The sequence below is a fragment of the Lysinibacillus macroides genome, from assembly GCF_001281525.1.
In the GTDB taxonomy this organism is placed as follows: domain Bacteria; phylum Bacillota; class Bacilli; order Bacillales_A; family Planococcaceae; genus Lysinibacillus; species Lysinibacillus macroides.
The window spans coordinates 17,917-43,158 of sequence record NZ_LGCI01000009.1 but is presented as its reverse complement, the minus strand read 5'-3'; the positions used below and the strand labels follow the sequence as shown (position 1 = coordinate 43,158).

Below are 25,242 nucleotides of genomic sequence, written 5' to 3'. Positions count from 1 at the left end.
TTATAAAGGAGAAAAGATATGGCTAGACAAAAAATGACAAAAACAAAAAAAGAAAATATTTATAGTTATATTGATAAGGACAAAAAGAAAAAATTTGCATATCGCTATAAATTTTACGATACTGCAAATAAAAGAAGAGAAAAATCAAAACAAGGTTTTAAAACAATACAGGATGCAGAAAAAGCTTTAATTGCTGTTAAGGCGAATGTTTTGAGTGGTAATGAGCAAACGGTGATTAATGAAAATATTACACTTAGTCAGTGGTTTGAACGATGGTTGAAGTTAAAAGAAGGCAGTTGGGAAGTCACTACATGTAGACATAAAGAGATGTTATGTAGAAGGCATGTGTTGCCCCAACTTGGACATTTAAAGCTTAATAAAATCACTAAACTAGTGGTGCAAAATCTTATTGTAGACAATTTAATTGCAAATAACTATAGTAAAAATACAATAAAATCTGTTTGTTCTACGTTAGGCTCTATGTTAAATGATGCGGTTGCTGAAGAAGTCCTAGACCGCAGACGTTATACCAAATTAGATTTGAGTAAAGCTAAACCCACACGAAAAAAAGATGCGTTAACAGCCGCACAACTTGAACATGTATTAGTTACTACTAAAGTAACTGAAAACGCCACACGCTATGCAATCTTGTTAACGTTGGCAACTACAGGGATGCGTAAAGGTGAATTGGCTGGACTCACATGGAAAGATATAGATTTTGATAAAAATACTATTTCTATTAATAAAACTCGCGATGAGTACGGTGTTCGTCCTCCTAAGACGCTAAATAGTATCCGTACTATCAACATGAGTAAGGAATTAGCAGAGCATTTTAAAAAATTTAAAACATGGTGCTTTGAATCAAAAAAAATGTACAATGCTGAACTAACAGACGAAGATTATGTATTTATTACCGCTAACTTAGAACCTATCAGTAGTAACTATATATCCAAAATGTTTGATGCTTTAAGAAGGAAGCATCAATTTGAACGATTCTCAGCACACATACTTCGCCATACATTTGTGAGTATACTCATTGCCAAAGGTACTGCTGTTACTACAGTAGCTAAAATTGTTGGTGATACACCTGAAATGGTGATGAGAGCATATGCGCATTCTCTTGCTGATGAAGAATTAAAAGCAACGCAAGTTCTCTCTTCTTTAATTAAGTTCGAGTAAATTTGGGGTACAAAGTGGGGTACAATGTTCAATTATACCCCACAACCCTTGATATATAAGCATTCATCTACTTATCTAAAAATACTGTGCTCATACAGATAATCATAGGAAAGGTCCACAAATAAATATTCATGCGCATTGATCGCAATGGAAAATGTTCGTGTAATTTCTCCTGTCTCAATATCACGATATAATTCAGAGACTTCCCCACTTTGATCGTTACGCATTTTTATAATCGTTTGCAGGAAATAAGGACGCCAGCTCCAGTTTTTATTGATGGCCTGTGGCTGTAGTTCCCAATTTCCGTTGATTCGCACAATATTAGGCGTTAGCTGGAATCCATCCTCATTACAAATATAGAGACGGAAGGAATAGCTATCTAATAATTCAGCTAAATGCTCTAGGTGTGAAATATTATCACTTGTAGGCTTCACACGTTGAACGATCGCCTCTAGCTCCTCTCGTAATTGTTTCAATTGAAAGTATTGTGCCTCTAGCATTTTCTTTTCAGAGGTAATAAATTGCTGGCATTCTTTTTTAAAGCGTTCCTTTAATATATTTTTATCCACAAAGGATGTCGCTGGATTGGCGAGGTATGGCCCTTGATAGAATCGTCCTCCATTTTTCCAAGCAAACTGTAGCTGATACACCGTTTCAATATCTTCAAATAATAAATTCGCCCCAATTTTATAAGCAAGGCTGCCGATTGCAGAAATCATATCCGATTGAGCCGACCAAGAATTGTAATTTAAGTCACGTGTATTAACCTTTAAAATATGAGGAGCCAATAGAGCAATGTGCTCTAAATGACTTTCCGCTCCCACTTCCTGAATAGCAATTTTCACGCCAAACGTCGTAAAATAACGTAACGCATGATGTAATTGATGAATGTCTCCTAAAAAACGGTGCTCTGATACAACCAAAACAACACGATGTAAATCTTCTTCCCCTATATATTGCTGGATAATATTAAACTGACTTTCACCAAAATCTTGCATTAATAGATTGGGATTGCTCGGAATATAAATATCAATATCGGATCCAATTTCATCAATATTGGCTAGTGCGGCATGCAAGATTTTATGCTCCATATCGATTCGATATTCTTCTGGAATATCTTCATTATTCACAAAATCCTTTAAATTTATTTGTTGCCCTTCAATTTGTAAATGTCCGGAAATTTCGTAGGCAATCACCGTATGTGCATCTGCACTAAATATCGGTTGATAATACCCATGTATTTGATCTAAATTTGTTAACACTTCAATTGCATCCATATCATCGAAACCTCCATTATGAATAACTTTCGTGTCTGTTATTCAAAAATCCATATCCTAAAAAGCTCTTTGACTGTATCATAAGTCGTTTAACATAAAATCGCAACTTCACCGACCGTCATTTATGGAAATTTTGTTTCATCATCATTGTTTATTCATTTGTTTTTGCACGATCTAGTCACTGTATGTTTTTACTGAAGGCTGTATGCATATTTTCTTTATTACTATAATTTATGCCATGCGTCTTATCAATAGCTAGGATAAAGAGTCCTTTTCCATTAAAAAAGCAGTATTCCAACAAGATATTGGAATACTGCCTACTATTATTCAGCTATAAAAAAATACCATATAACCGCGATAACCAGTAATGATAAAATAACAGCGATTGTTACACGGAGCGGCGAAATAGGAGCATCTCCTCCAACTTGGCCTGTTTGCCCATTGACCATAAAGCGATAAATTTTTTCCTTATAGCGAAATGATGATAGCCAAATCGGTAACATTAAATATTTATAGGTAATATCATCATGATTTGTGGAAAAGCGTAAATTTGCTACTACATCTGCATTGTGCTCCCAGCGAATTTTAGCGGTAATCTGTGCATGAAGGTGGTCATGAATTTCACCCTGCGCTTGATTCCAGCCATCCTGTAGGCCCACACTGTAGCGCTCTGATAAAAATCCAGCTACATATTCTGGTTTATAAGCTTTATTATTTAATAAATGGAACGGTTCAATTTTCCGCATCATCGCACGATCATAGCGAGTGGTCGCACTCACTAAATGATCATCAATAAATTCCTGATAAAAGCCACTTGTTGAATACCAATCCGTTTCTGTACGTGTTTTTCCTTCTTTATCTGTCACTGTGCGATGTCGCCCATATCTTGCGGAGTATCTGGAGCTTGTTTTTGAGTCAAATGTCCAATAAGGCAGGTACACGCCTTTAAATGCATCCGGCTTAGCACTTATTTTCGCAGCTTTTGGTGTAAACCACTTCCCTTTAATCCATTGGTGAAAGTTTTCTCCTGCCTGCTTATCGGTAACCTCAAAAGCACATACACCATTTGGTGCTAATGTATTTTCTGCACTAGCCTCCATGACTTGATTGGAGCCACAATAAGGGCAGCTATCGGCAACCTGCAATGCATCGTATATTGTTTCTGCTGCACAAGCTTTACAAATCACCGTTTTTTTCGCTACACCCCAATTGTAATTACCACGTTCCTCTGCCTTCGCAAAATCCATTTCCTGGGCAACTTTTTCTTCCTCCTGCTCAGGCGTAGCAATTTCAGACTCAAAGCCACAATATGGACAAGTTAATTTTCCAGTTGCAGGATTAAACGCGATTGATGCACTACATGACGGACATTCAGCGTCAAAATCAAGCTTAGCTTGGGTCACATTTTCAACTTCTTGTGTTGACATGCACCATCATCTCCTTATTTCGCATCTCGTTCATCAAAAATATCGCCACATTCAGGACAGAATTTTGGTGGATTTGTTGGGTCCTCAGGTGACCAGCCGCATTTGTCACATGCATAGAGCAAGGCTTCAGGGGGCTTTTTCGCGCCACATTCACTACAGAATTTGCCCTTATTCACCGTACCACACGTACATGTCCAGCCCTCTTCAGCTGGTTTTGCCACACCACAGTTTGAACAGAATTTTCCACTGTTTTGGTGACCACAAGTACATGTCCATGTAGCTGATGCTTTTGCTGTTTGCTCCTGCATAGCAGCCTGCGCCATTTGTGCCTGCTTATTTTGCTCATTCATTTGATAAAGCTGGCCAGCATTGACTCCCCCAGCTTGTGTAGCCATATTCATGCCCATAAATCCTGCCATCGCCCCACCATCATTGTTAGCAGCTGCAATCATCGCCTCAGCCTGAGCGCCTGTTAAATGTGCAGCCGCCATTCCTGGATCACGCATTACCGCATTGCGTTGTAATTGCTTAATCATCGCCTCATCTTCTTCAGAGGCTTTCAGGGTGCTAATCCCAAATGACACAACAGCTAAGCCACGTGTAGCAAGCCATTTTTCTGATAAGACCTTATTGAGTGCATCTGCTAATGCAACCGTATGCGCAGGTATTTCACTATAACGAACGCCACTTGCTGAAATTTGTGCAAAGGCTGGCTGTAACGCTGTCATTAATTCTGATTTTAACTGGCTATCAATGGCATCTCTTGTAAATTCACGCTCCACATTGCCACATACATTTGTATAGAATAATAATGGATCAATAATTTTATAAGAATATTCACCATGGCAACGAATGGCAATGTCGATATCTAAGCCAATATTACGATCAATCACACGGAATGGAATCGGCGCAGGGGTACCATACTTATTCCCAACAATTTCTTTTTTATTAAAATAATAAACTCGTTGATCTTTCGCAGGCTCTCCTCCAAATGTAAAACGTTTACCTATTTGCTTAAATGTTTCCTTAATACTATCTGACAAGTCTGAGCCATACATAATCGAAGGCTCTGTTGATGTATCATAGACATATTCTCCAGCTTCCGAAGAAAACTCTACGACTTTCCCCTGTTCAACAATCAACATACATTGCCCTTCATTGATGGCAATTATCGAGCCATTGCTAATAATATTGTCATTCCCTTTATTGGCACCTCGTTTAGAAGTACGTTTAACACCCTTTGTCACCAGAACATCTGCGGACAATGCCTCACCATAAAAATACTCCCGCCATTGATCCTCTAAAACGCCTGTTAATGCACCAACGCCTGCTTTTAATAAACCCATAAATATTCCCACCTTCACATTGCTGTTTAGCATATTTTATCATCTATCAATACTATGTAATACGCAAAATCAGACAAATTGTTTCATTATTCTTTATCTAAACTAAAAAACGAGAAGCTCCAATGATATCGATCCTCAGAACTGTCTCGTTACATTCTCTTTCTTATGAGAAGGCGGCTATTATAACAAGCACCCACGCAATAATAAATAACATTCCACCGATTGGGGTAATCGCACCTAGCTTTTTCACACCTGTCAGGGCCAGCACATATAAGCTACCAGAGAAGAATACAATCCCTGTAAACATCAAGTAGACTGCCCAAGAAAGTAGACTAGAGCTTCCTAAAAATGCATCATTGGATAGAATGCCAAGCGCAAGAATCCCCAAAGCATGATACATCTGATATTGCACAGCCGTTTCCCAAATGGCTGCATAATGCGGGGAGGCAAACTTATCCTTCAATGCATGTGCCCCAAAAGCACCTAAAATAACACCAAGACCCGCCAAAATAGCGCCTAAAGCTAAAAACATTTCCATCTATTGTTCTCCTATTTTGCCTCAACGGCAATTTCTTTATATTTGGCATCCCAAGCAGGGTCAATCTTACTTAAAGATACCGGTCGCAATGTATCCTTATGCGCAAGAATATGTACGGATTGAGCTGTGGCTGCTACCGTGCCGTCTTCATGTAAAATTTCATAGCCATACGTAGTTCGTAAACGATCATGCTTTAGAACCCATGTACGTACTGTTGCCACCTGTCCATAGTGCATCGCTGCCTTATAAGAAATCGATAAATCCATTACTGGCGATACATAGCCATCCTTTTCCAAGGCTGCATACTCAAAGCCCGCATCACTGACAAGCTGTGTACGCCCAATTTCCATCCAGATAATGTAATTTGCATGGTAGACCACGCCCATCTGGTCTGTTTCTGCATAACGCACTTCAATCTGTTTCTCACTTACAAACATTTTCTTCACCTCGTCCTACATTATAGCGCAAAACAATTGACTTGGTAGGGTTTTTGCTTAGTGGTAAAGTAAGCGGAAAAATTCCTTTCACATATAAAGAAACTCTTGGAGAATAAAAATAGTTTTTACCACTACAAAAAACCAGATACTCCTCCTTGACGAGTATCTGGCTTTATTGTGAAAGTGAATCTTACTAACTTACTTAGTTTTGATTCGTTTTAATACTACGATAAGTTGAGAGGCTTAACAAGTTAAAATATTTTCCAAACCATGTTTTTATATGTTAAATTGATTTTTCTTCTTTATCAAATAGAACATAATAGAATCACGGAACTGTTTAATGGATGGAGACATAATGATGTCGTCTTACAACATAGTATCCAGAAAAAAGTTGTGGCTATAGTTGAGTGAAAACGTATGATTGCGGGATCAGGGGCGTTTTGTTTAAATTGGTAAATTACAGGGTGAAACAACTGAAAGAATCCTAAAAATCTAAGTCATTTCAAGCCTTGTGAATGATACAATTTCATCATGTAAAGATAATAGTTGTACATTCCCACTAGGCATCACAAAAAGACCAGAAGCTCCAAGAACGAGCGCTGGTCTTTTTGCGAAAAGTGAATCTAACTAAGCTTTGCTTTAGCTTTTGTATTCTACTACTGAGTTAGACGGCTAACATTTCGATAAGTTACATATATTTTTTTAAATTTTTATTCCTCCCCTCCTCCATTTTTATACCGTCTATTAATAGGATAAATGTCCATTTAATAGTTAAATAGCTATAGTTTTTCAATAGTAGCAATGTACGATTGCGAACTAATGTTCTTTTCCTTAAAATAGATAATAGAACAATAGTTAATGTATAGCGTAAAATTTTTAACTTATGGGAATAGTTTTGTATCACTGTTTTTACATAAACGATTTAGTAATCAAAAAAGGAGTGGGAATATTGCGAATATATGCAAACGTCAAGTCGATTGGTAAAAGGAAGCCTGTACTAGCACTACAGCCTTTTGATATAGAGGCTGTTGAAACATTGCGAGAACTGATTACGCAAATTGTCAAACAAAATGTTAAATCGTTTAACGAAGAAAAACCATTTACACGCTATTTATTAGAGGAAGATATTGAAGTTGCACACAAGCAAGGAAAAGTGGGCTTTCATCATCGCTATAATGATGCTAAACAATCCGAGTCAGCAGCGATTGATGAAGCTCTATTAGCCTTTAAGGATGGTATTTATAAAGTGTTACATGATGATCTCGAACTCACAACATTAGATGAGCCCCTCACTATAAATGAAGAGGATATCTTTACATTTATTAAATTAACCATGCTGTCAGGGCGTTTATGGTAAAAAGAAGCATCCATGAAAGAACGTCTATTGCTACTTTTCCAGTTAATAGAGCGAAAAATTAACAATACTATCAAAACATTTATAGCAAAGGAGGAGCATCCTATGAAAAAACAATTAGTGCAATTTTTACAGTCAATGGAGCACAAAGCTAAAAAGGAAGGCTATGCTTACCAATATGAGGATTTAGATCAATTTAAAGCTATTATAAAGGAGCATCAGCTAAAGACAGTCGAGGAATTATTTGATAATGGTCTTTTGGATGCATTGATGGAGCTTTACGATCAAGCGTTTGCTGAGGAGCTTAAAATTTATTGCTTAAAGCAAACAACATATGCCTTTCAAAATGGTCTGTATCGCCGTTCCATGCATAGCCATTCTTTAGAGGAGCAGGCTACGAATGTGCTTTCCATTCTTGCCGGTGGTTCATTAAATAAAGAAGCGAATGTTATCGATGTTGTACGTTATCATCAAGCACGTTATTATCAAGGGTTTGTTAATTTTTACAGTGATCAAAAAGAATATGCTATCGCCTCTCAAGAGTTTGTCCATGCAAAGTTTGCCCATTTATTGGAGGAAGATGATGCAGAAGCAATGCAATATGTGCAGGAGGCCATTTTTGGTGAGAATAATGTTGCCCTATTAACACATTCCTTAATTCAAAGCATTGTTCACAGTAATAATATGAAGGCTGTTGAATGGCTTGGACAGCTACTAATCGCCGCACAGCGCCAGGAAGGCACACGCCAAGCTATTTTAGAAAATGCTGATCGAGGTACGCCTCACGTGCTGATTTATTTTATAAAGCTGATAAAGGAGCATGATTTATTACGTTTTTCTGCTGTACAACGTGCAGTGGAAACATGGATAGGGCTGCAATATGTGGTAGATGATAAAAAAACCGTCCAAAAACTACTAGATATTGCCTATGATGTACTCGCTAACGGTGCTGATATTGAGCCGCTCGTACAATCAGAGGATGCCATTAAAAACTATGCAGCACTTTGGGCAATTGCTACGCTCCATGTACAAAATATTGAACCTGCATTACAACAGTTATTACAAGGGAAAAAGCATCAAATATTATCAGCCTTATACTTTGCTCATGCCACAAATCTGGAGCCCTATTTACGCTTTCAGATTTTAGATGTTATTATGGCGCATGATGATTTAGATATCTTAACAATGGCCATGCAAGATGTTTTTCCTATTTATATGCATTCAAAATATCATTTTTATGATAGATCCATCCATCCTGATTATTTTAAACATTACCCAAAAGCTTTGATACCACGTCTCGAACAGATTGTGGAGCTGATGAAAAAGCAAGAATATACCCTGCAAGGTAAGCCGTTTTCATGGATACATTACACGCTAACGAAAGAATATATTATCAACGGTACAATGCTGTTAGCTGTTGCTTGGAATGACCATGATTACATTATGAAAATTTATAATAATCGTCAAGCTTTAACACCAAATCAGCGTGAAAACCTACTGGGCTTTATGGTAGAACAATTAAAAATGTCTGTTGCCGATACATTTTTAATAGAATGCTTGCAGGAGCGTGGCACTCGTGACTTAGCGTTAGAGCTTATTAAAAAGAAAAAGGAGCCCTTAGACGATGCGCAAATTGAGGCTGTCGAGCAGCTTTTTTATTTAAAATCTGGAGCCACGAAGCAGGCGCTTGTCAAAGTGCTTGTAACACAGCCAACAGCAAAAATAGTCGAAAGCACCCAACGTTTAGTAAAAAACTCAAAGCAAGATTTACGCCTAGGCGGATTAGAGCTATTAGTGGAGCTTAAAAAAGCAAATCATATAAGCATTCAGGAAATTACCACAATTGCGGGTGGCATTGCCAAACCTACTAGCAGGGAACGGGAATTGATGAATGTTTTAGTAGAAGATACAAGCAAAAAAACGCTGGCGGGTGGCTACGATATTTTTCAGCCAAATTACGCAAAGGATGCGATTCCCTCACTCAAGGTGGTGATTAAAAATTCGGCACAAACCCTGACATCATTTGATAGCGAAGAGCTTAAGGCAAAATTACAGCGTTTAGCAGACCTATTTGAGGAACATACAGCCTACGAATATCAGGCTCGTACATGGGATAATCGTTCTTACGACGCCATTCTTGGTAGCCATTTAAGCCCGCTATACGGGACAGAAGGTGAACATATTCAAAACTATCCTTTAGCAGATGTTTGGCTACAGTGGAAGGAAGATGTGCAATTTACTGAGCTTGATTGTTTAACAGTCATACTTTTTACAAAGCAAGGTTATTCTGGCAAGGAACCTTGGGATAAAGAATTAATAGACGAAGCAAAAGAAATACTTGCAAAATGGATAAATTTCGATAATATGAATGATTTCAATTATTGGATAAATACATTGGCACATGGCGGTAAGGTGTGCGATATAATTGATTTACTCTACAATACCGAATACGATCATGCGGCGTCGTTCAACTATGTCTATAGTGCGCTTGTTGAGATCTTCCAAGAGCTATCAAACACCGCAAAATGGTTTGAGCGGATTAATATAGGGACAGAGTGGTCAGCTTATAATTATGAGACATACCCACTGTATCAAAAATTAATGAGAATTTGCGAGCGCCACCTAGATACAGACGAGCAATTTACGCAACTATTCTCGCTTTATGCGGCGATTACTACATTACATGAGCAGTACAATCGAGAGACTGAGAAAGGTCCTGCTTATTTACCCATTTTATATGCAAATGATGATATGATTGCACAAGCACATAGCCTGAAGCTTGTACCGGTTGATGCTTGTTATTTAAAAATGTTTAATCCACAAGCCGATCGTTATCGTGTAGCAGATTTGTTTCATTCAAAACAACGCGACCAGCTGATCACTAGTTATCCATTTTTAGCTGAGGTATATGAAAAATCAGTGGAGCGCATTATCGATATCGAATTAAGCCGTGGTGATATGCGAACTGAAGTAAGCCATTTTGCGAATCACGCTGTAAATCCAATTGTCGGTGTTAACTATTTCGCCCGTATTTTGCATGCATTAAAGGGCTTAACATTAGTACGTGGCTATTCATGGGCTGGTGATTATACAAAGCGTGAGGTATTTTCAAGTATGCTAGAGCATTGTCAACCTGCGCCTGAGGATACAGTGGATGATTTAACAGCAGCTTTAAAGCCGTATGAACTAACAGAGGAAGAGCTATTAAATGCCATGATGTATACGCCTGCTTATATTCCGCTTGTCAGTGAATATTTAGGCTGGCAAGGGCTTGAAAGTGCGGCATGGTATTTCCGTGCACATACAACAAATACTTTAAGTGATAAGAGCATGAGCCGTATTCAGCTTTATACCAATATTACAGCAAATGAATTCCGCGATGGTGCTTTTGCTAAGGAGTGGCTACTAGAATGCTATCATACACTTGGCAAAAAGCGTTTTGATAAACTCTATCATAGTGCGAAATATGCTTCTGAGGGTGCCACACATCGCCGTGCCCAAATGTTTGCAGATGCTGCACTCGGTTATTTAAAGCTTAAACCATTAATGGAGGAAGTTGCTGATAAGCGTAATAAAGATAAGCTACGCTGTATTGGTCTTATACCACTTAGCAAACGTAGCCCATTAAAGGATGCCTATCAACGTTACCAGTTTATTCAGGGGTTTTTACAGGAAAGCAAGCAATTTGGCGCGCAACGGCGAGAAAGTGAAGGCTTAGCCTGTCGCATTGCTATTGAAAATTTAGCACGCAATCTAGGTGATGATGTTACGCGCTTCGTATGGCGTATGGAAATCTTTGAATTAGAGGCAATTCAACACTATTTTGAGCCCGTCGAAGTGGATGATATTACATTACATTTACAGGCCAATGATAAAGGCATCGTAGATTTTGTTATTTATAAAGGCGATAAGCCATTGAAATCAATTCCAGCACGCTTAAAAAAGAATGCCATTGTTCAGGAAATAACAGCTGTACGCAAGCAATTACGTGACCAACAAAGCAGATCACGCAAAGCCTTTGAGGAGGCCATGGAAAAAGGGACTATCTTTACCTTTGGCGAAATGAAAAATCTACTCGCCCACCCTGTTTTAGCGCCCATGCTTGAGAAACTTTATATTGTCAGTGGTACAACAATTGGTCTAATTAAAAATATAAAAATTGACGATGATGCAGAGGTTCGTATTGCACATCCATACGATTTATATGCAGCAAAAAGATGGGCGGAAATTCAGCACGAGGTATTTATAGAAAAAATCGTGCAGCCCTTTAAGCAAGTATTCCGTGAATTATATGTTGTGAATGCGGATGAAAACGACAAAAATATTTCATCACGTTATGCAGGACATCAAATTCAACCACAAAAAACGATTGCCCTCTTAAAAACACGTGGCTGGTTAGCGAGCTATGATGAAGGGCTACGTAAAATTTATTATGATCAAGATATTGTTGTTACAATGTATGCGATGGCCGATTGGTTCTCACCAGCAGATATTGAAGCACCAACCATTGAATATGTGGCATTCTATAATCGCCGTACAGGCCAACCAATCCCGTTACAAGATGTACCACCACTTATTTTCTCTGAGGCAATGCGCGATGTTGATTTAGTGGTGAGTGTTGCACATATTGGTGGCGTGGATCCTGAGGCAAGCTTCTCAACAATTGAAACACGTGCAGCTATTGTAAGAGAATTAACACAAATGTTAAAGCTAACACAGGTTTCGGTTGAAAAGCAATATGTGTTGATTGAAGGATCACTTGCACGCTACAATGTCCATTTAGGAAGCGGTACTGTCCATAAAGTAGGTGGCACAATGATTCCAATTTTAGCTGTCCAATCGCAGCATCGTGGACGCATTTTCTTACCATTTGCCGATGAAGATCCACGCACAGCAGAAATTATGTCAAAAATTGTGATGCTTAGCGAGGATAATAAAATCAAAGATCCTTCTATTTTGCAGTGGATTGTGCAGTAAATAAGGTACACTCCCCTTCTCCATTCACTGCTGAGCTTACATCTGAAAACAGAAATAGTTTTAATTTTCTTTCTATTACCCAGGCAATTAACTATTTCAAAATATCAATATTGTATACAATAATAGTGTAAAGCTAATTAGCCTTACACCTCCTAGATTTGTTACTAGGGCTGCTGTTTAAAACAGTAGCCCCTTTATTATGTTTCCTCCATATTTCCTGCTGATTATTTTACTTATTATTTGCTTATCCTTCATAGAGGAGGTGCTTACTATCCGGCATACATTGCCTTTTATCTTATTCATATGCATTATTTTTTTATTAAGCGGTTGTTGGAATAAACGAGAGCTAAATGAGTTAGCCATTGTTACTGCTGTTGGAATAGATAAAACGGACGAGCTACTAGAAGTGTCCGTTCAAATTGTGAACCCTAGCCAAGTAGCATCGAATAAAGCTATAAGTAATCAAGCGCCTGTGTTTACCTATCACGCAAAAGGAAAAACGTTACTTGAAGCTATCCGTAAGTTAACAACATTGACACCAAGGAAGCCCTACTATGCTCATGCTCAAGTGATAATTATTGGTGAAAAGCTGGCTGAAGAAGGGATGAACAGCGTTTTTGACTTATTCCAAAGAGATGCTGAGGGTAGAAATGATATTCATATTATAATTGCCCATCAAGCTACTGCCCAAGAGGTTTTGAGTATTTTAACACCATTAGAAGATATACCTGCCAGTAAAATTATCAAATCCTTAAAGGATTCTGAGGATATGTGGGGTGCTACTGAATCTGTGACATTAGATCATTTAGTGAATGATTTAACTAGTACCGATCATAGCGCCATCTTACCCTCCATTAAAATCTATGGGAATGCTGATAAAGGAAGGTATAGCTCAAATGTAGAACAAACTGAGAGCCCTGCACAATTACAGTATAACGGGCTGGCTATTTTAAAAAACTATCGGCTTATTGGCTTTTTATCAGAAGAAGAAAGCAGAGATTATAATTTGTTAAATAATAATATTAACAGTACATTTGAAACCATTTCCTGTCCTGGACAAGGCAAAATAGCCACTAAAATTTTGCATGCCTCAACAAAAATTACTGGTCATATACAAAATAATCGTCCATCCATCCGTATAGAGCTTGATATTGAGCAAAATATAGCTGAAATAAGCTGTCATCTGGACGTAACAAAATCTGAAACAATTGATGCTTTAAATCAAGAAACGAGCAAAGTTATTCGAGAAAGATTAGTGCGAACACTTCACACCATTCAAAAAACGTACTGAGCTGATCTTTTAAAATTTGATAAAGTGCTTTATCGACAGAATTACAAAGCATGGAATCAAATTAAAAAGGATTGGGCAACCATTTTTCCTGAAATAGCTGTTGATCTCGAAGTATCTGTAAAAACAAAAGGCTTTGGTACAGCGACAAGCTCAAAATTATCGGAAGACATAAAATGACCAGACTCTTTGCAGGAGTACTGGTCATTATTTATTAATTTTCGATATCATTGTTTAGTACCATTTTTATTGATTTAATATTTGTACATATAAATTAGCATAGATTATCAAAAAACATTTTCATTTTATCATTACCATTGAATGTAGAAAGGATGAGGGTATGGATTATTTTGAGCGAATTCAACATGCAATCGACTATATCGAGGAGCACCTCGAGGATAAATTAACGATTACACATATTGCTGCGCAGTCTTATTTTTCCGCTTTTCATTTTCAACGACTTTTTCAAGCAATTACAGGCTTTTCTGTGCAACAATATATTCGCAAGCGAAGGCTGTCAGAAGCAGCAGTCCTATTAGCGACAACAGCTCACAATATATTAGAAATTGCCATTCGCTTTCAATATGGTTCTCAAGAGGCATTTACACGGGCATTTGTGCAATATATGGGGATCACGCCAGCGAAATACCGTAAAAGAGCTAACTTCACCCTACTGCAAGCCAAAATAAACTTTTTGGACTATAAAATGGAAGGAGCACTCCCAATGCAAAAACCTGCAATTATTCACTTGCCAAGCAAGAAAATTACAGGCTATATCTACGAAACATTCTTGCAGGACGAGCAGTATTACAATGATATCTTAGGCTTTTATTTGGACTTTGGACAAAATCAATATTATGAACAACTCTCACATAAAGCTGCGCCTAACATGGCCTATGGTATTTCAACGAACTTTCAGGAAAATGGTGAATTCTCCTTTATTGTAGGCGAGGAGGTTCATACCTTTGAGGAAAATTTAGCAGCAGGCTTTTTCAACCTTGAAATTCCTGCTGGTAAATATGCAGAATTTACAGTAAATAGCACAGCAAAAGGTATTCAAAATACAAGACGTTATATTTATGGCGTGTGGCTACCCAATTCGAATTATGAGCGCGATACAGGCCCTGATTTTGAGATAACAGATGTTATGCATTCTATCTACCCGCACGATATGAAAATGAAAATTTATATCCCTATTAAAGAATACTAAAGGAGCAATAACAATGAATATTGAAAAAGTATTTCACCAATTCCCTACTTTAAGCTCAGCACATTTAGAGCTTAAAAAAATTGAAGAATGTCATGTACAAGAGCTATTTGCTATTTATGATAACGATAAAGTCTTTGAATTTTGTGGAATTATCCCAAAGCACAATCGCCAAACTGTACAAAAAATGATTGGCCACTTTGACAGAGATTATCATAAAAAAAGTAGAATAAAATGGGGTATTTTTGAAAAATCTCAGCATGAAAAATTGGTGGGCATTATTGAAGCAATGGACTTTCAGCAAAAAATCAATATGGTGACAATTGGTTACTATTTAGCGGAGGATTCTTGGGGAAAAGGCATTGCGACAGAGGCAGTAGCAGCCGTTGTAAAGTTTTTATTAGAGGAAGTCCACATTAATCGCATTCAGGCGGAGGTGATGCCATTAAATGAGGCATCTAAAAAGGTTCTTGTAAAAAATGGATTTTCAAAAGAAGGACTGTTGCGTCAAGCAGCTATTTGGTCAGGTAAAGGTGTTGTTGACTTAGAAATATATGCTTTATTAATAGAGGATTACCAATAGATAAGCCTATAAGAGATAGATAACTGATATATTTTTCTTTATTAGTGGTCTATCTCTCAATTTTTTAATAGACATGTTCAAAAAAATCTGAACATTCGCTGGATTTTATGGTATTATTCTTGAATGGAGGTGGAAATGACTTGAATTTATTAATTAAAATTAGTCAGTTTGCTAGCAAAACCTTTGCTGTATGGGTATTGGTATTTGCAGCATTTGCATTTTTCTTTCCCGAACAATTTACATGGATTGCACCGTATATTTCAATTTTACTGGGCATCATTATGTTTGGGATGGGGATGACAATTTCAGCGAAGGATTTTAAAGAGGTTGGAAAACATCCGTTAAAAGTCTTAGTTGGTGTATTATCTCAGTTTATGGTCATGCCGCTTCTTGCCTTTGCTTTAGCAAAAGGCTTGCGACTAGAACCAGAAATTGCAATTGGTGTTATTTTAGTTGGCTGCTGTCCGGGTGGCACTGCATCAAATGTTATGACATTTTTGGCAAAAGGAAATATTGCACTGTCGGTAGCCATTACATCTGTATCTACCCTACTTGCACCTATTGTAACACCAGCCCTTATTTATTTGCTTGCAAGTGAGTGGATGGAAGTGTCTGCGAAAGATATGTTTATATCCGTTATTCAAATTGTCCTTATTCCCATTATTTTAGGGTTTATTGTTCAACTATTCTTAAAAGAACAGGTAAAGAAAAGTGCCGATTTAATGCCACTTGTTTCTGTTTTTGCAATTGTACTAATTGTTGCAGCAGTTGTTTCAACAAGTAAAGATCGAATTATGGAATCTGGATTATTAATTTTCGGTGTTGTTATTTTACATAATAGTCTTGGTTATTTACTAGGCTTTTTAATTGGCAAAATGTTTAAGCTAACCTATCAGGATCAAAAAGCAATGGCCATCGAAGTGGGTATGCAAAATTCAGGACTTGGTGCTGCTCTGGCTACGGCACATTTCAGCCCATTAGCAGCTGTGCCAAGTGCGATTTTCAGTTTCTGGCACAATATTTCAGGCGCATTACTGGCTACATATTGGGCACGCAAAGCGGAGCGTATGAAATAACAACGATAAAAACACTTTTCATAAGTGATCAGACTAGACTCTACTTTGATGAGTCTAGTTTTTTTTATGCTACAGACGAATGGACATATTACTAGCTCTAGCCTGCACTTTTACATAGATTAGAAGTGATGACGAGTAACTAGGTAAAGGAGCGCAGAAAGAATGAATGAAAATCGGTCTTTGACACGCCTAAATTGGGAGTTTAATAACTATCATAAATTTGCGAAATGCCCTTGTGTATCTAAAAGTTATTGCTTAAGTCACGATATGCTCGAAGAAGATTTAGCTAACCTCAAATATTATAACAGCCCTGGCAAAGAAGGAGGAACACATTGTAATAGCTGTGTTTGTCTGCACTTAAAGGATTTGAAACCAGGAACTTTAGTGGATGTCTACCTCTCCAATGGTCATAACTTTTCAAATGTTTATTTTGCCCACCTTGATTTGCAAAATTACTGTGTACACTTTCTTCAAGTCAATAGAGGCAGAACTGTACCTATCATGATTGCTTGCTCTAGGATTGATGCTGTACGTAAAACGAATCCAACCATCTAACTTATCAATAAGGACTAGGTGCTTCAAAAATGAATTTTTTAATATCAAGCATATAACCATATCTACCAAGCCCTACAACGCTAATTGAACGAAGATTTTGTTCCGCAAATTCTACTTTTTCATAGATATTTCATGGCCTAATATTCGTATAGATAACTCCCTATATATAGGCATTATTAATGACGTGTATAATTAATAAAACATACCAATTGTCGTTTTATAAAGGAAGGATTTATATGAAGGAAGAGTTATTAAAACGACTGACAGCCTTTTTATTCAAGGAGGAACATCAAACATTAGTAGGTCAACCAACAAGCCAAGAAGAAATTAACAATGCACAACAACAGCTTCATATCTAATTCCATCAGGATTATGTCCAGTTTATTAAAATGTTTGGCGGAGCATATACAGGACTAGCGATCCATGCTTTTTCGAATGGTTCCAGTATTGGGAATGAAACTGTTATCGATTTAACACTGGCATTCCGTCAACAATTTACAGATTATATATGCCCAAATATTTTAGATACCAGCTATGTCATTTCAATGGATGGGGAAGGCAACCCCATTTTTATTGACGCATCTGGTAAGGTTTTTATTTGTTATCATGATTCAGGAGACATCAAGTTACTAGCGGATTCATTTGAGGCATTGATTGAAGATAATTTCTACGAATGGTAACCATACACTACGTATCTACTAAATCAACAAAAAGAAATAATAAACTGGAAGAAGCACCTCAATGAATGGTAAGGCTCGTCATAAAAAACCATTCATTGAGGTTTAAACTTCGGCTTTATATCTCCTAAAATAACTAAATTTCTACAATAGTTCCTTTTCAAATCCATAAACAAAAAGGGAACATACATTCCCGCCCTTTTTTATTTCTTTTACGTGATTTATTTTGTTTTTTTATTGTAGTGAGGCGAGTGAATTATTTAAAATTACAAATAATAATGTCGGATAATCTGTTTATATCTTAATAAAAAACAGCAACTTTACAAAAAGTAACCGTTTTTTGGCAATCTTTATCGTGTTGTTAAAGCTTGTTGGATAAGAACAGCAGCCATTTTATCCATTTGGGCAAAGCGATCATCTCGTATTTGTCCTTTTATATAGCCGTCATACATTTGTTGACAAATCACGGCCAATTTAAAATAAGCAAATGCACAATAATAGTGAATTGTTGAAATATCTCGCCCGCTTTTCTCTGCATAGCGCTGAATAAATTGCTGTCTTGTATAAAAACCTGGTTGGGTCGTGATTGATGGTTGTCCAAGTGCATACACTAGCATTTCTGGATCATCCGCTTGCATCCAGTAACTCATCGCTACCCCAACATCTGCTAATGGATCCCCCACTGTTGCCCTTTCCCAATCCAAAAGACCCTTCATTTCGGTATAGTCGTTGGAGAACATCACATTATTTATTTGGTAGTCATAATGAATAATCGTTGCCTCCTTATTAGAGGGTAACTGTTTTTTCAGCCAATCTATTAAAACTACTGCCTCCGCATGCTCTGTTGTTTTCACTTGTTCATAGCGCATTAGCCAACCATATACCTGGCGCTCCATAAAACCATCTGGCTTTCCCTTCTTCTTTAATGGAGTATCCTTATAGGGAATCGCGTGAAGCTCTACTAAGGAATCGACCATTATTTCTGATAGCTGATGTGCAAGCTTCTCTGTCTGTTTTGTATCGTTTGGAAAGTGAGTATCGAGAACAATGCCTTTTTTGCGCTCCATTAAAAAGAATTCACTGCCAATTATAGCTGGATCTTCTACATACACATAAGCTTTTGGAACTGCTTTAAAGAATGGTTGTAAGGCTGATAATATTGCAAACTCCCGTTTTATAGTATGAGCTTCCTTTGCTAAAGGTCTACGAAGCACAACTTCAACATCTCCTTTTTTTAAACAATAGGTTAAATGCGAATGCCCACCACTAAATTGTGAAAGCTCAAGTTTCTCCTGCGGAAGCTCAGAGAATTGACTTTGTAAAAATAATTGTAAATTTCCAGTATCTAAGCGATCTCCTGTCCTTACCTCCATTGTATCCATTGTCTCGTCCCTTTTTCCATGAATGAATACTCATTCTTTATTATATTCAATATTACCGTGCCCTTTCTCATAAGGCAATGTTCAATTTCGCGAATTTTCTAATAAAAAGAGGTAGCCTTTTATTCATATAGCAAGCTATAATAGTGGTCAGGATAACAACAATGGAGTGAAGAAGTTTATGTACATAATGACAGAGCAAAAACATTGGAAAGGTCGTGTTGATTCAACAACCAATAAAAGTAGTTTTCGCTTCCATCAAAAAGTAACGAGAATGGCCATTAACGATGTTCGTAATTTCGCTACTAAAAATGCTGCCCTGATTGGTTTTATTTGCGATGAGGGAGTTCGTCGTAATCAGGGGCGTGTAGGGGCAGCAAATGGACCAAATGCATTGCGTGAAGCATTATCTAGCTTGCCATGGTTATTTGATGATCAGCAGCAAATCATTGATATTGGCAATATTCTTTGTCTGAATCATGCACTTGAGGAAGCACAGCGCGAACTCGGTGAAGTTATTGGAGCAGCACTGCAAAAAAATTTACAGTGTGTGGTGCTAGGTGGCGGTCATGAAACCGTCTACGGCCATTATTTAGGCGTTCGTGCAGCGTTACCAAAGGATGCTAAAATCGGCATTATTAATATCGATGCCCATTTTGACTTACGCTCCTATCATGAACAACCTTCGTCTGGTACAATGTTCCGTCAAATTTTAGAGCAGGACCCCTCTGTCAATTATTTTGTTGTGGGTATTCAGCGCTATGGTAATACAAGAGAGCTATTCGAAAAAGCGAGGGACTTACAGGTAGAATACGTTTTAGAGGATCACATAATCATGAATCAACAGCAATTAATGGATGATCTACAGCACTATATGGATGAGCACGATTACGTACTGTTAACATTGTGCATGGATGTACTTAATGCAGCATTTGCGCCAGGTGTTAGTGCCCCTTCACCATTTGGACTTGAGCCAGCAACTGTACGGGCTATTATCCAAAAAGTAACATCACATCCACATACACATTCTTTTGATATTAGTGAGGTCAATCCATTATTAGATGAAAATGGGCGAACGGTTAAATTAGGAGCTTATTTTGTTTATGAAGCATTAAATAATTTATTGAAAGAATAAAAAAGAAGCCATGCAACTCTCCTTTACAGACGATTGCATGGCTCGTTCTATTTATTGTAATATCTCACTTACCGTCACCAATTCATAGCCTTGCTTTTGTAAATAAAGAATAACATTTTCAAGACCATTGGCGGTTGTTTGATGGATATCATGCATTAAAATAATACTGCCATCTTGTACAGTGGCTTTCACATACGCTAAAATTTTTTCTGGATTATGGTGTTTCCAATCCAATGTATCAATCGACCATAAAATCGAAGGGATGGTCATGATTGAACGAACTTGCTCATTTGTAGCACCATATGGTGGACGGAAAACCGTTGGATATTGCCCAATCGCCGCATAAACAGCATTATTTGTTCCCTCCACCTGTTGTTGAACATCTGCCATTGATAAGATTGTTAGATTCTTATGATTCCATGTATGATTACCAATCTCATGACCAGCCTCATTTATTTGTTGCACAATGGCTTTATTGCTAGCAACATTTTGACCTACCATAAAAAATGTTGCCTTCGCATTATATTTCGCTAACGTGGCTAAAATCTGCGGTGTTACCTTTGCATTTGGCCCATCATCAAATGTTAATGCAACACGCTTTTGTGTACCTTTTGCTGCAGGATTTCCTTTATTATAAACTTGGCGATTAAGTATATTTGTTAACTCAGCCGCTTTTATATAACCCTTTTGTTCACCGGCTTCGACATAAGTCCAGCCTGCAAGTGTTGTGTACGTTTGAACAATTGTTTTGTTGGCAAGTGTGCCAAGTATCTCTCCACTTGGGCTAGCTGTCAAACGGAGAGCAGCACCGTCTTTAGCATTTATCTGTTTTTTTATAGCTGTAGGCTTTTTTAGCGTATTTGTCGCAATATAGCCGATATCATGACCATATTGCACAAAAGACCAGCCACCAGGTGCTGTACCATAAACAAAAATCATACGTCCTTCATAAAGCTGTCCTGCTATTTGCGCATGTCTGCTTGGTGCTGTAAATAAGGTTGTGCCACCTTTTGCTATAACCAAGTATCCCTCAGACTTCACCTTAGCTAATGCCTCGGATTTAACATAGCCCTCCTGCTCGGAAGTTTGAATATATGTCCATCCTTTATTTACTTTCATCACTGTCACAAAGCTTCCCTTCGTAAGTTCAGCGATTTCCACACTGTCTATTGATGGTTCTTCAAATAGAATGGTATCTTGTTTAACTTGTTGAATTACAATTGACCCTTCAGCATTTGCTGTTAGCTGTCCTGTAAATAAAGCTATCATACATAATAAAAATAGAGTAGAAGGTAAAAGTTTGTTCATTGTTCCACACCGCCCTTAGATGTCTTTCCATAAGTAAGTTTGAGAATTAGTACATACTAGTAAGATATCGTTTTCTTTACCCCCTTTCTCAAAAGCTACACATAGCTGATGCTAACACTTCCTCTGAAAATATTTTATTTATTGTACAGACATACTCTTTTATCCTAAGACGTTTGAGAAGATAACAAAGTTTACGTTATTGCATTATTTTTCCTCTCTATAGAATATTCGAAACTGTCAGGGCATCCTCGATATGCATAGGTATCCATGTATGCCCTTTTGCATTTGCGGTAATCAATAAAAATTGCTGCCCCTCTTTTTCAATCAGTGACGCTAAACATAATCCTGCCTCAGGTGTGTAGCCTGCTTTGCCTCCTACTATTGTCCCTTCCACACCAGCTATTTTGGTATACAATGAGTTCGCTATTGTCAGCTTAGTTGGCACATAGGTTGTATAGCTTTTGGAGGTAAATATTTCATAGAAGGTCGGATTCTCCATGGCATAACGTAAAAGTTTACTAATATCTCGTACACTTGATTGATGTGCTTCGTGATGGAGTCCACTGGCATTTACAAAATGCGTATCCTTCATCCCCAGTTCATGAGCCTTGTTGTTCATAAATGTGACAAATGCATCCTCACCTCCAACAATGGCTTCAGCAAGTGTTGCTGTTGCATCTGCACCTGAGGCAAGCAATGTACCATATAATAAATCCTCCACCGTCACAAAATCACCTGCACGAAAGCCTGCCATTGAAGCATTTTGTGCAGTAAATTTGGTAATCGTTTGTGGCTCCACAATGGTCTGTACTTGTAAATCTTCCGTCATTTCAATCGCAACAATTGCTGTCATAATCTTTGTTAAAGAAGCCGGATAAATAATCATATCCGCATTTTTTTCATACAACACATCACCTTGTGCATTCAGTAATAAAACATTTTTACTATGTAATGATGGGATTTCTAAGTGCGCAACTTGCTGCGTTTTATTGGCATTATAAAGCATTAACGCCACTATACAGATACAACTAAATAACATAAATTTTCTTATAACAAACGCCTCCTACATATTATAATAGGAGGCAATTTTGAATATTCCTGTAGCTAAGCTAGTCCATGTTTATTTCTCAGCAAATTTTTTGTTTTTAGCATAAATAAATTAAAAAGTATTATCAAATAAATTTTCTGTAATGCCCTGTAGAAGATCCTGCTCTTCAAATGTCATTAATTCATCTTTTGTAATCGCTACCTGCTTAATTAGTCTATTGGATTGAATCGTCACTAGCTTTTCAAACAGGTTACGAATATAGCGCCCATTGGAGAAATTAGGGATATCCTCAACAGGTATTTGGTGGAGCTGTGTTCTCATATGTTGTGCAAACGCCTCTCCAAATTGGTAATCATTCGTCTGACAAAGCATCGCAAAAATATCATAAAGCTCATCTGTACTAAAATTATCGAACTGCACAAAATGATTAAAGCGTGATTTAAAACCAGGATTGGATTGTAGAAATTCCTCCATCAGCTCTGTATAGCCCGCCACAATAATCACTAAATCATCTCGTAAATCCTCCATTGCCTTTAATAGACTATCAATCGCCTCCTTGCCAAATGCATCCTGTTTATCATTCACTAATGAGTAGGCCTCATCAATAAACAGCACGCCCCCCTTGGCTTTATTTACTACTTCCTGAACCTTTAACGCTGTTTGTCCAACATATCCTGCGACTAGCCCTGCGCGATCGGTTTCCACAAAATGCCCACTGGATAGTACACCCAGATGCTTATAAATTTGCCCAATAATACGTGCCACCGTTGTTTTACCTGTTCCTGGATTACCTGAGAACACAAGATGATACGTAATGGGAAAGCTTGTTAAGCCATGGTCGACACGCAAGCTTTGAATTTTTATGAAATTAATTAAATTATGTAATTCCTTCTTTGCATTTGGCAGCCCTACAAGACGATCAAGCTGCTGTTGAAGCTTCTCAATTTCTCGTTCAATTTCAGGGGTAATACGTAAGCGTTCATCATGAATAAACTCACCGCTGTAAATAATTTTTCCTTCCTCATTGAAATAATCGCCTCGACCATGCTTTTTGCCATTGACAAGCTCACCGATATAAGAGGCCTGTCCATTTGCATAATAAAGCGTTCCCTGACCTGTCATCGCATCCTCTTTAAACTGACCTTCTGCTTCGAGAATGCCCTGTTTCGAGTAAACTTTCCCCTTGCCATGCTTCATATCCTCAAAGAAATGACCTTCATAGTGTAAGGTTGTCACACCATGTACTAGCTCCTCAGTAGTTGGCGATTCTGCCGGATAGTACAGCTTCCCTGCTCCCTGCATATGATGCCAAATAAAATCACCTTCATATTGTAAAAAACCATTTGGATAATACTGCTTCCCCTTGCCCTTTTTCATGCCATGTACAAAATCGCCCTCATATTGTGGTTGATCGAGATGAGGATGCTGTGCGCGCAACTCCTGATAGGGCGCAATCATATCCTTTTCATAATATAAAATCCCATAGCCATCCATTAAATCATTGCGAAAATGACCTTCATAATGAATCATGCCATCCTTATATAAAATACCGTTGCCTTGTTTTTTATTTTGAATAAATTCACCTTGATAAATCATTTGTCCCTTTAAATACATAAGGCCATTCCCCTGCTTCATATGGTTAACAAATTCACCCTCGAATAGCACCTCACCTTCTTGGTCAAACAGCATACCCTTTCCATCATAAATATCATGGCCAAAATCATTTTTCTTGACGCCACCTCGGTACATCACTTTGCCATCTGGATAAAATAGTTCTTTTTCTTCATGATTATGTGTCATTTGATTGCCTTCCTTTATCATTTCAGTATATGCTCAATTATAGCGCGGAACAGAAGACATATGTAAGAATATAAGGAGATCGGTATGAAAAAAAGATATAAACTACTTCTAGGCATTTTACTCCCCCTGTTTATTCTCTATATCTCAACTATCTTGTTAACACGTGATACCGATTTTACAAAGGAAGTAACAGAGCGTCTCGAAATAGAGGGCATACAGGCAATAGAAATAATCCGTGCCTCTGATGAAAAAACAATGATGGTGACAGAAGCGAAGAAAATCAATCAAATAATGGAATCATTAAAAGGGCAGCCGCTTAAAAAGGTGTATTGTAAGCCCGAAATATAAAAAAATAGCGCACCTTAATGGTACGCATGACGAATGGCCAGCTAGCTGAATTTTTTTCAGCTGGCTGGCTATTTTGCACATGTGGCTTGAATATTTTCTGACCATGGTAGATAGTTATGTAAAATTTCAGGTTGCTGGTGAAACAGTACATTGGGTAACTCTGTCATCAACTTTACCAAGTACTGATAAAAATCAATTCCGTTTGCCTTAGCTGTTTCAGCTAAACTTAAACAAATGGCATTTGCTTTCGCACCTGCTTCACTAACAGAGAAAAGCCAGTTTTTTCGACCCATGACATTTGGA

Annotated in this window: 20 protein-coding genes and 2 pseudogenes; 12 read left to right on the top strand and 10 right to left on the bottom strand. The window is 37.7% G+C overall.

Features of this window, described 5'->3' with window-relative positions:
- Positions 1–18: 18 nt before the first annotated feature.
- Positions 19–1,179 (top strand): tyrosine-type recombinase/integrase, encoded by a 1,161-nt coding sequence (locus ADM90_RS14065; RefSeq protein ID WP_053995595.1) that lies wholly within the window; start codon positions 19–21, stop codon positions 1,177–1,179.
- A gap of 71 nt (positions 1,180–1,250) precedes the next feature.
- Here ADM90_RS14065 and ADM90_RS14060 read toward each other — a convergent pair whose 3' ends face one another.
- From ADM90_RS14060 to ADM90_RS14040, 5 genes are all read right to left on the bottom strand, one after another.
- A complete protein-coding gene (locus ADM90_RS14060) occupies positions 1,251–2,456 on the bottom strand; it encodes an EAL-associated domain-containing protein (RefSeq protein ID WP_053995594.1) in 1,206 nt (401 codons plus the stop codon).
- Positions 2,457–2,779: 323 nt separating this feature from the next.
- A complete protein-coding gene (locus tag ADM90_RS14055) occupies positions 2,780–3,883 on the bottom strand; it encodes a TFIIB-type zinc ribbon-containing protein (RefSeq protein WP_053995593.1) in 1,104 nt (367 codons plus the stop codon).
- Positions 3,884–3,897: 14 nt separating this feature from the next.
- The gene (locus ADM90_RS14050) at positions 3,898–5,229 is read right to left on the bottom strand and encodes an SPFH domain-containing protein (RefSeq protein WP_053995592.1); all 1,332 of its coding nucleotides are present in this window, start codon (positions 5,227–5,229) and stop codon (positions 3,898–3,900) included.
- Between the two features lie 163 nt (positions 5,230–5,392).
- Positions 5,393–5,767: a DUF423 domain-containing protein gene (locus ADM90_RS14045; RefSeq protein WP_053995591.1), complete on the bottom strand. Its 375-nt coding sequence runs from the start codon at positions 5,765–5,767 to the stop codon at positions 5,393–5,395.
- Positions 5,768–5,778: 11 nt separating this feature from the next.
- The gene (locus ADM90_RS14040; RefSeq protein WP_053995590.1) at positions 5,779–6,204 is read right to left on the bottom strand and encodes an acyl-CoA thioesterase; all 426 of its coding nucleotides are present in this window, start codon (positions 6,202–6,204) and stop codon (positions 5,779–5,781) included.
- Between the two features lie 949 nt (positions 6,205–7,153).
- On the opposite strand from ADM90_RS14040, the gene ADM90_RS14035 reads away from it, so the two are divergent.
- From ADM90_RS14035 to ADM90_RS14000, 9 genes and pseudogenes are all read left to right on the top strand, one after another.
- The gene (locus tag ADM90_RS14035) at positions 7,154–7,561 is read left to right on the top strand and encodes a hypothetical protein (protein WP_053995589.1); all 408 of its coding nucleotides are present in this window, start codon (positions 7,154–7,156) and stop codon (positions 7,559–7,561) included.
- Positions 7,562–7,663: 102 nt separating this feature from the next.
- Positions 7,664–12,535 carry a DUF4132 domain-containing protein gene (locus tag ADM90_RS14030; RefSeq protein ID WP_053995588.1) on the top strand — a complete coding sequence of 1,624 codons (4,872 nt, stop codon included), beginning with the start codon at positions 7,664–7,666 and terminating at the stop codon, positions 12,533–12,535.
- A 199-nt stretch (positions 12,536–12,734) separates the two neighbouring features.
- Positions 12,735–14,003: pseudogene (locus ADM90_RS14025) on the top strand (Ger(x)C family spore germination protein).
- A 160-nt stretch (positions 14,004–14,163) separates the two neighbouring features.
- Complete coding sequence (locus tag ADM90_RS14020; RefSeq protein WP_053995587.1) at positions 14,164–15,033, top strand: effector binding domain-containing protein; 870 nt, start codon at positions 14,164–14,166, stop codon at positions 15,031–15,033.
- A 13-nt stretch (positions 15,034–15,046) separates the two neighbouring features.
- Positions 15,047–15,613 (top strand): GNAT family N-acetyltransferase, encoded by a 567-nt coding sequence (locus tag ADM90_RS14015; protein WP_053995586.1) that lies wholly within the window; start codon positions 15,047–15,049, stop codon positions 15,611–15,613.
- A gap of 140 nt (positions 15,614–15,753) precedes the next feature.
- A complete protein-coding gene (locus ADM90_RS14010; RefSeq protein WP_053995585.1) occupies positions 15,754–16,689 on the top strand; it encodes a bile acid:sodium symporter family protein in 936 nt (311 codons plus the stop codon).
- A gap of 162 nt (positions 16,690–16,851) precedes the next feature.
- The gene (locus ADM90_RS14005; protein ID WP_053995584.1) at positions 16,852–17,244 is read left to right on the top strand and encodes a hypothetical protein; all 393 of its coding nucleotides are present in this window, start codon (positions 16,852–16,854) and stop codon (positions 17,242–17,244) included.
- 236 nt (positions 17,245–17,480) lie between these two features.
- Complete coding sequence (locus tag ADM90_RS25370; protein WP_268766635.1) at positions 17,481–17,603, top strand: hypothetical protein; 123 nt, start codon at positions 17,481–17,483, stop codon at positions 17,601–17,603.
- A gap of 12 nt (positions 17,604–17,615) precedes the next feature.
- Positions 17,616–17,924: pseudogene (locus ADM90_RS14000) on the top strand (SMI1/KNR4 family protein); the annotation flags it as partial.
- 347 nt (positions 17,925–18,271) lie between these two features.
- Here the strand turns inward: ADM90_RS14000 and ADM90_RS13995 are convergent.
- A complete protein-coding gene (locus ADM90_RS13995; RefSeq protein WP_053995583.1) occupies positions 18,272–19,303 on the bottom strand; it encodes a phosphotransferase family protein in 1,032 nt (343 codons plus the stop codon).
- Positions 19,304–19,481: 178 nt separating this feature from the next.
- On the opposite strand from ADM90_RS13995, the gene hutG reads away from it, so the two are divergent.
- Positions 19,482–20,435, top strand: a complete 954-nt coding sequence (hutG, locus tag ADM90_RS13990; RefSeq protein ID WP_053995582.1) for a formimidoylglutamase — start codon at positions 19,482–19,484, stop codon at positions 20,433–20,435.
- Between the two features lie 51 nt (positions 20,436–20,486).
- Here the strand turns inward: hutG and ADM90_RS13985 are convergent, their stop codons facing one another.
- From ADM90_RS13985 to ADM90_RS13975, 3 genes are all read right to left on the bottom strand, one after another.
- The gene (locus ADM90_RS13985; protein ID WP_053995581.1) at positions 20,487–21,743 is read right to left on the bottom strand and encodes a polysaccharide deacetylase family protein; all 1,257 of its coding nucleotides are present in this window, start codon (positions 21,741–21,743) and stop codon (positions 20,487–20,489) included.
- A 217-nt stretch (positions 21,744–21,960) separates the two neighbouring features.
- Entirely contained in the window at positions 21,961–22,749 is a 789-nt protein-coding gene (locus ADM90_RS13980) for a D-alanyl-D-alanine carboxypeptidase family protein (RefSeq protein ID WP_235473587.1), read from the bottom strand.
- 153 nt (positions 22,750–22,902) lie between these two features.
- Positions 22,903–24,591: an AAA family ATPase gene (locus ADM90_RS13975; protein WP_053995579.1), complete on the bottom strand. Its 1,689-nt coding sequence runs from the start codon at positions 24,589–24,591 to the stop codon at positions 22,903–22,905.
- An 84-nt stretch (positions 24,592–24,675) separates the two neighbouring features.
- On the opposite strand from ADM90_RS13975, the gene ADM90_RS13970 reads away from it, so the two are divergent.
- Positions 24,676–24,939, top strand: coding sequence for a hypothetical protein (locus tag ADM90_RS13970; protein ID WP_235473552.1), 264 nt, complete (start codon positions 24,676–24,678; stop codon positions 24,937–24,939).
- 68 nt (positions 24,940–25,007) lie between these two features.
- Here ADM90_RS13970 and ADM90_RS13965 read toward each other — a convergent pair.
- A partial coding sequence (locus tag ADM90_RS13965; protein WP_161804078.1) for a transposase domain-containing protein occupies positions 25,008–25,242 on the bottom strand: 235 nt, incomplete at its 5' end.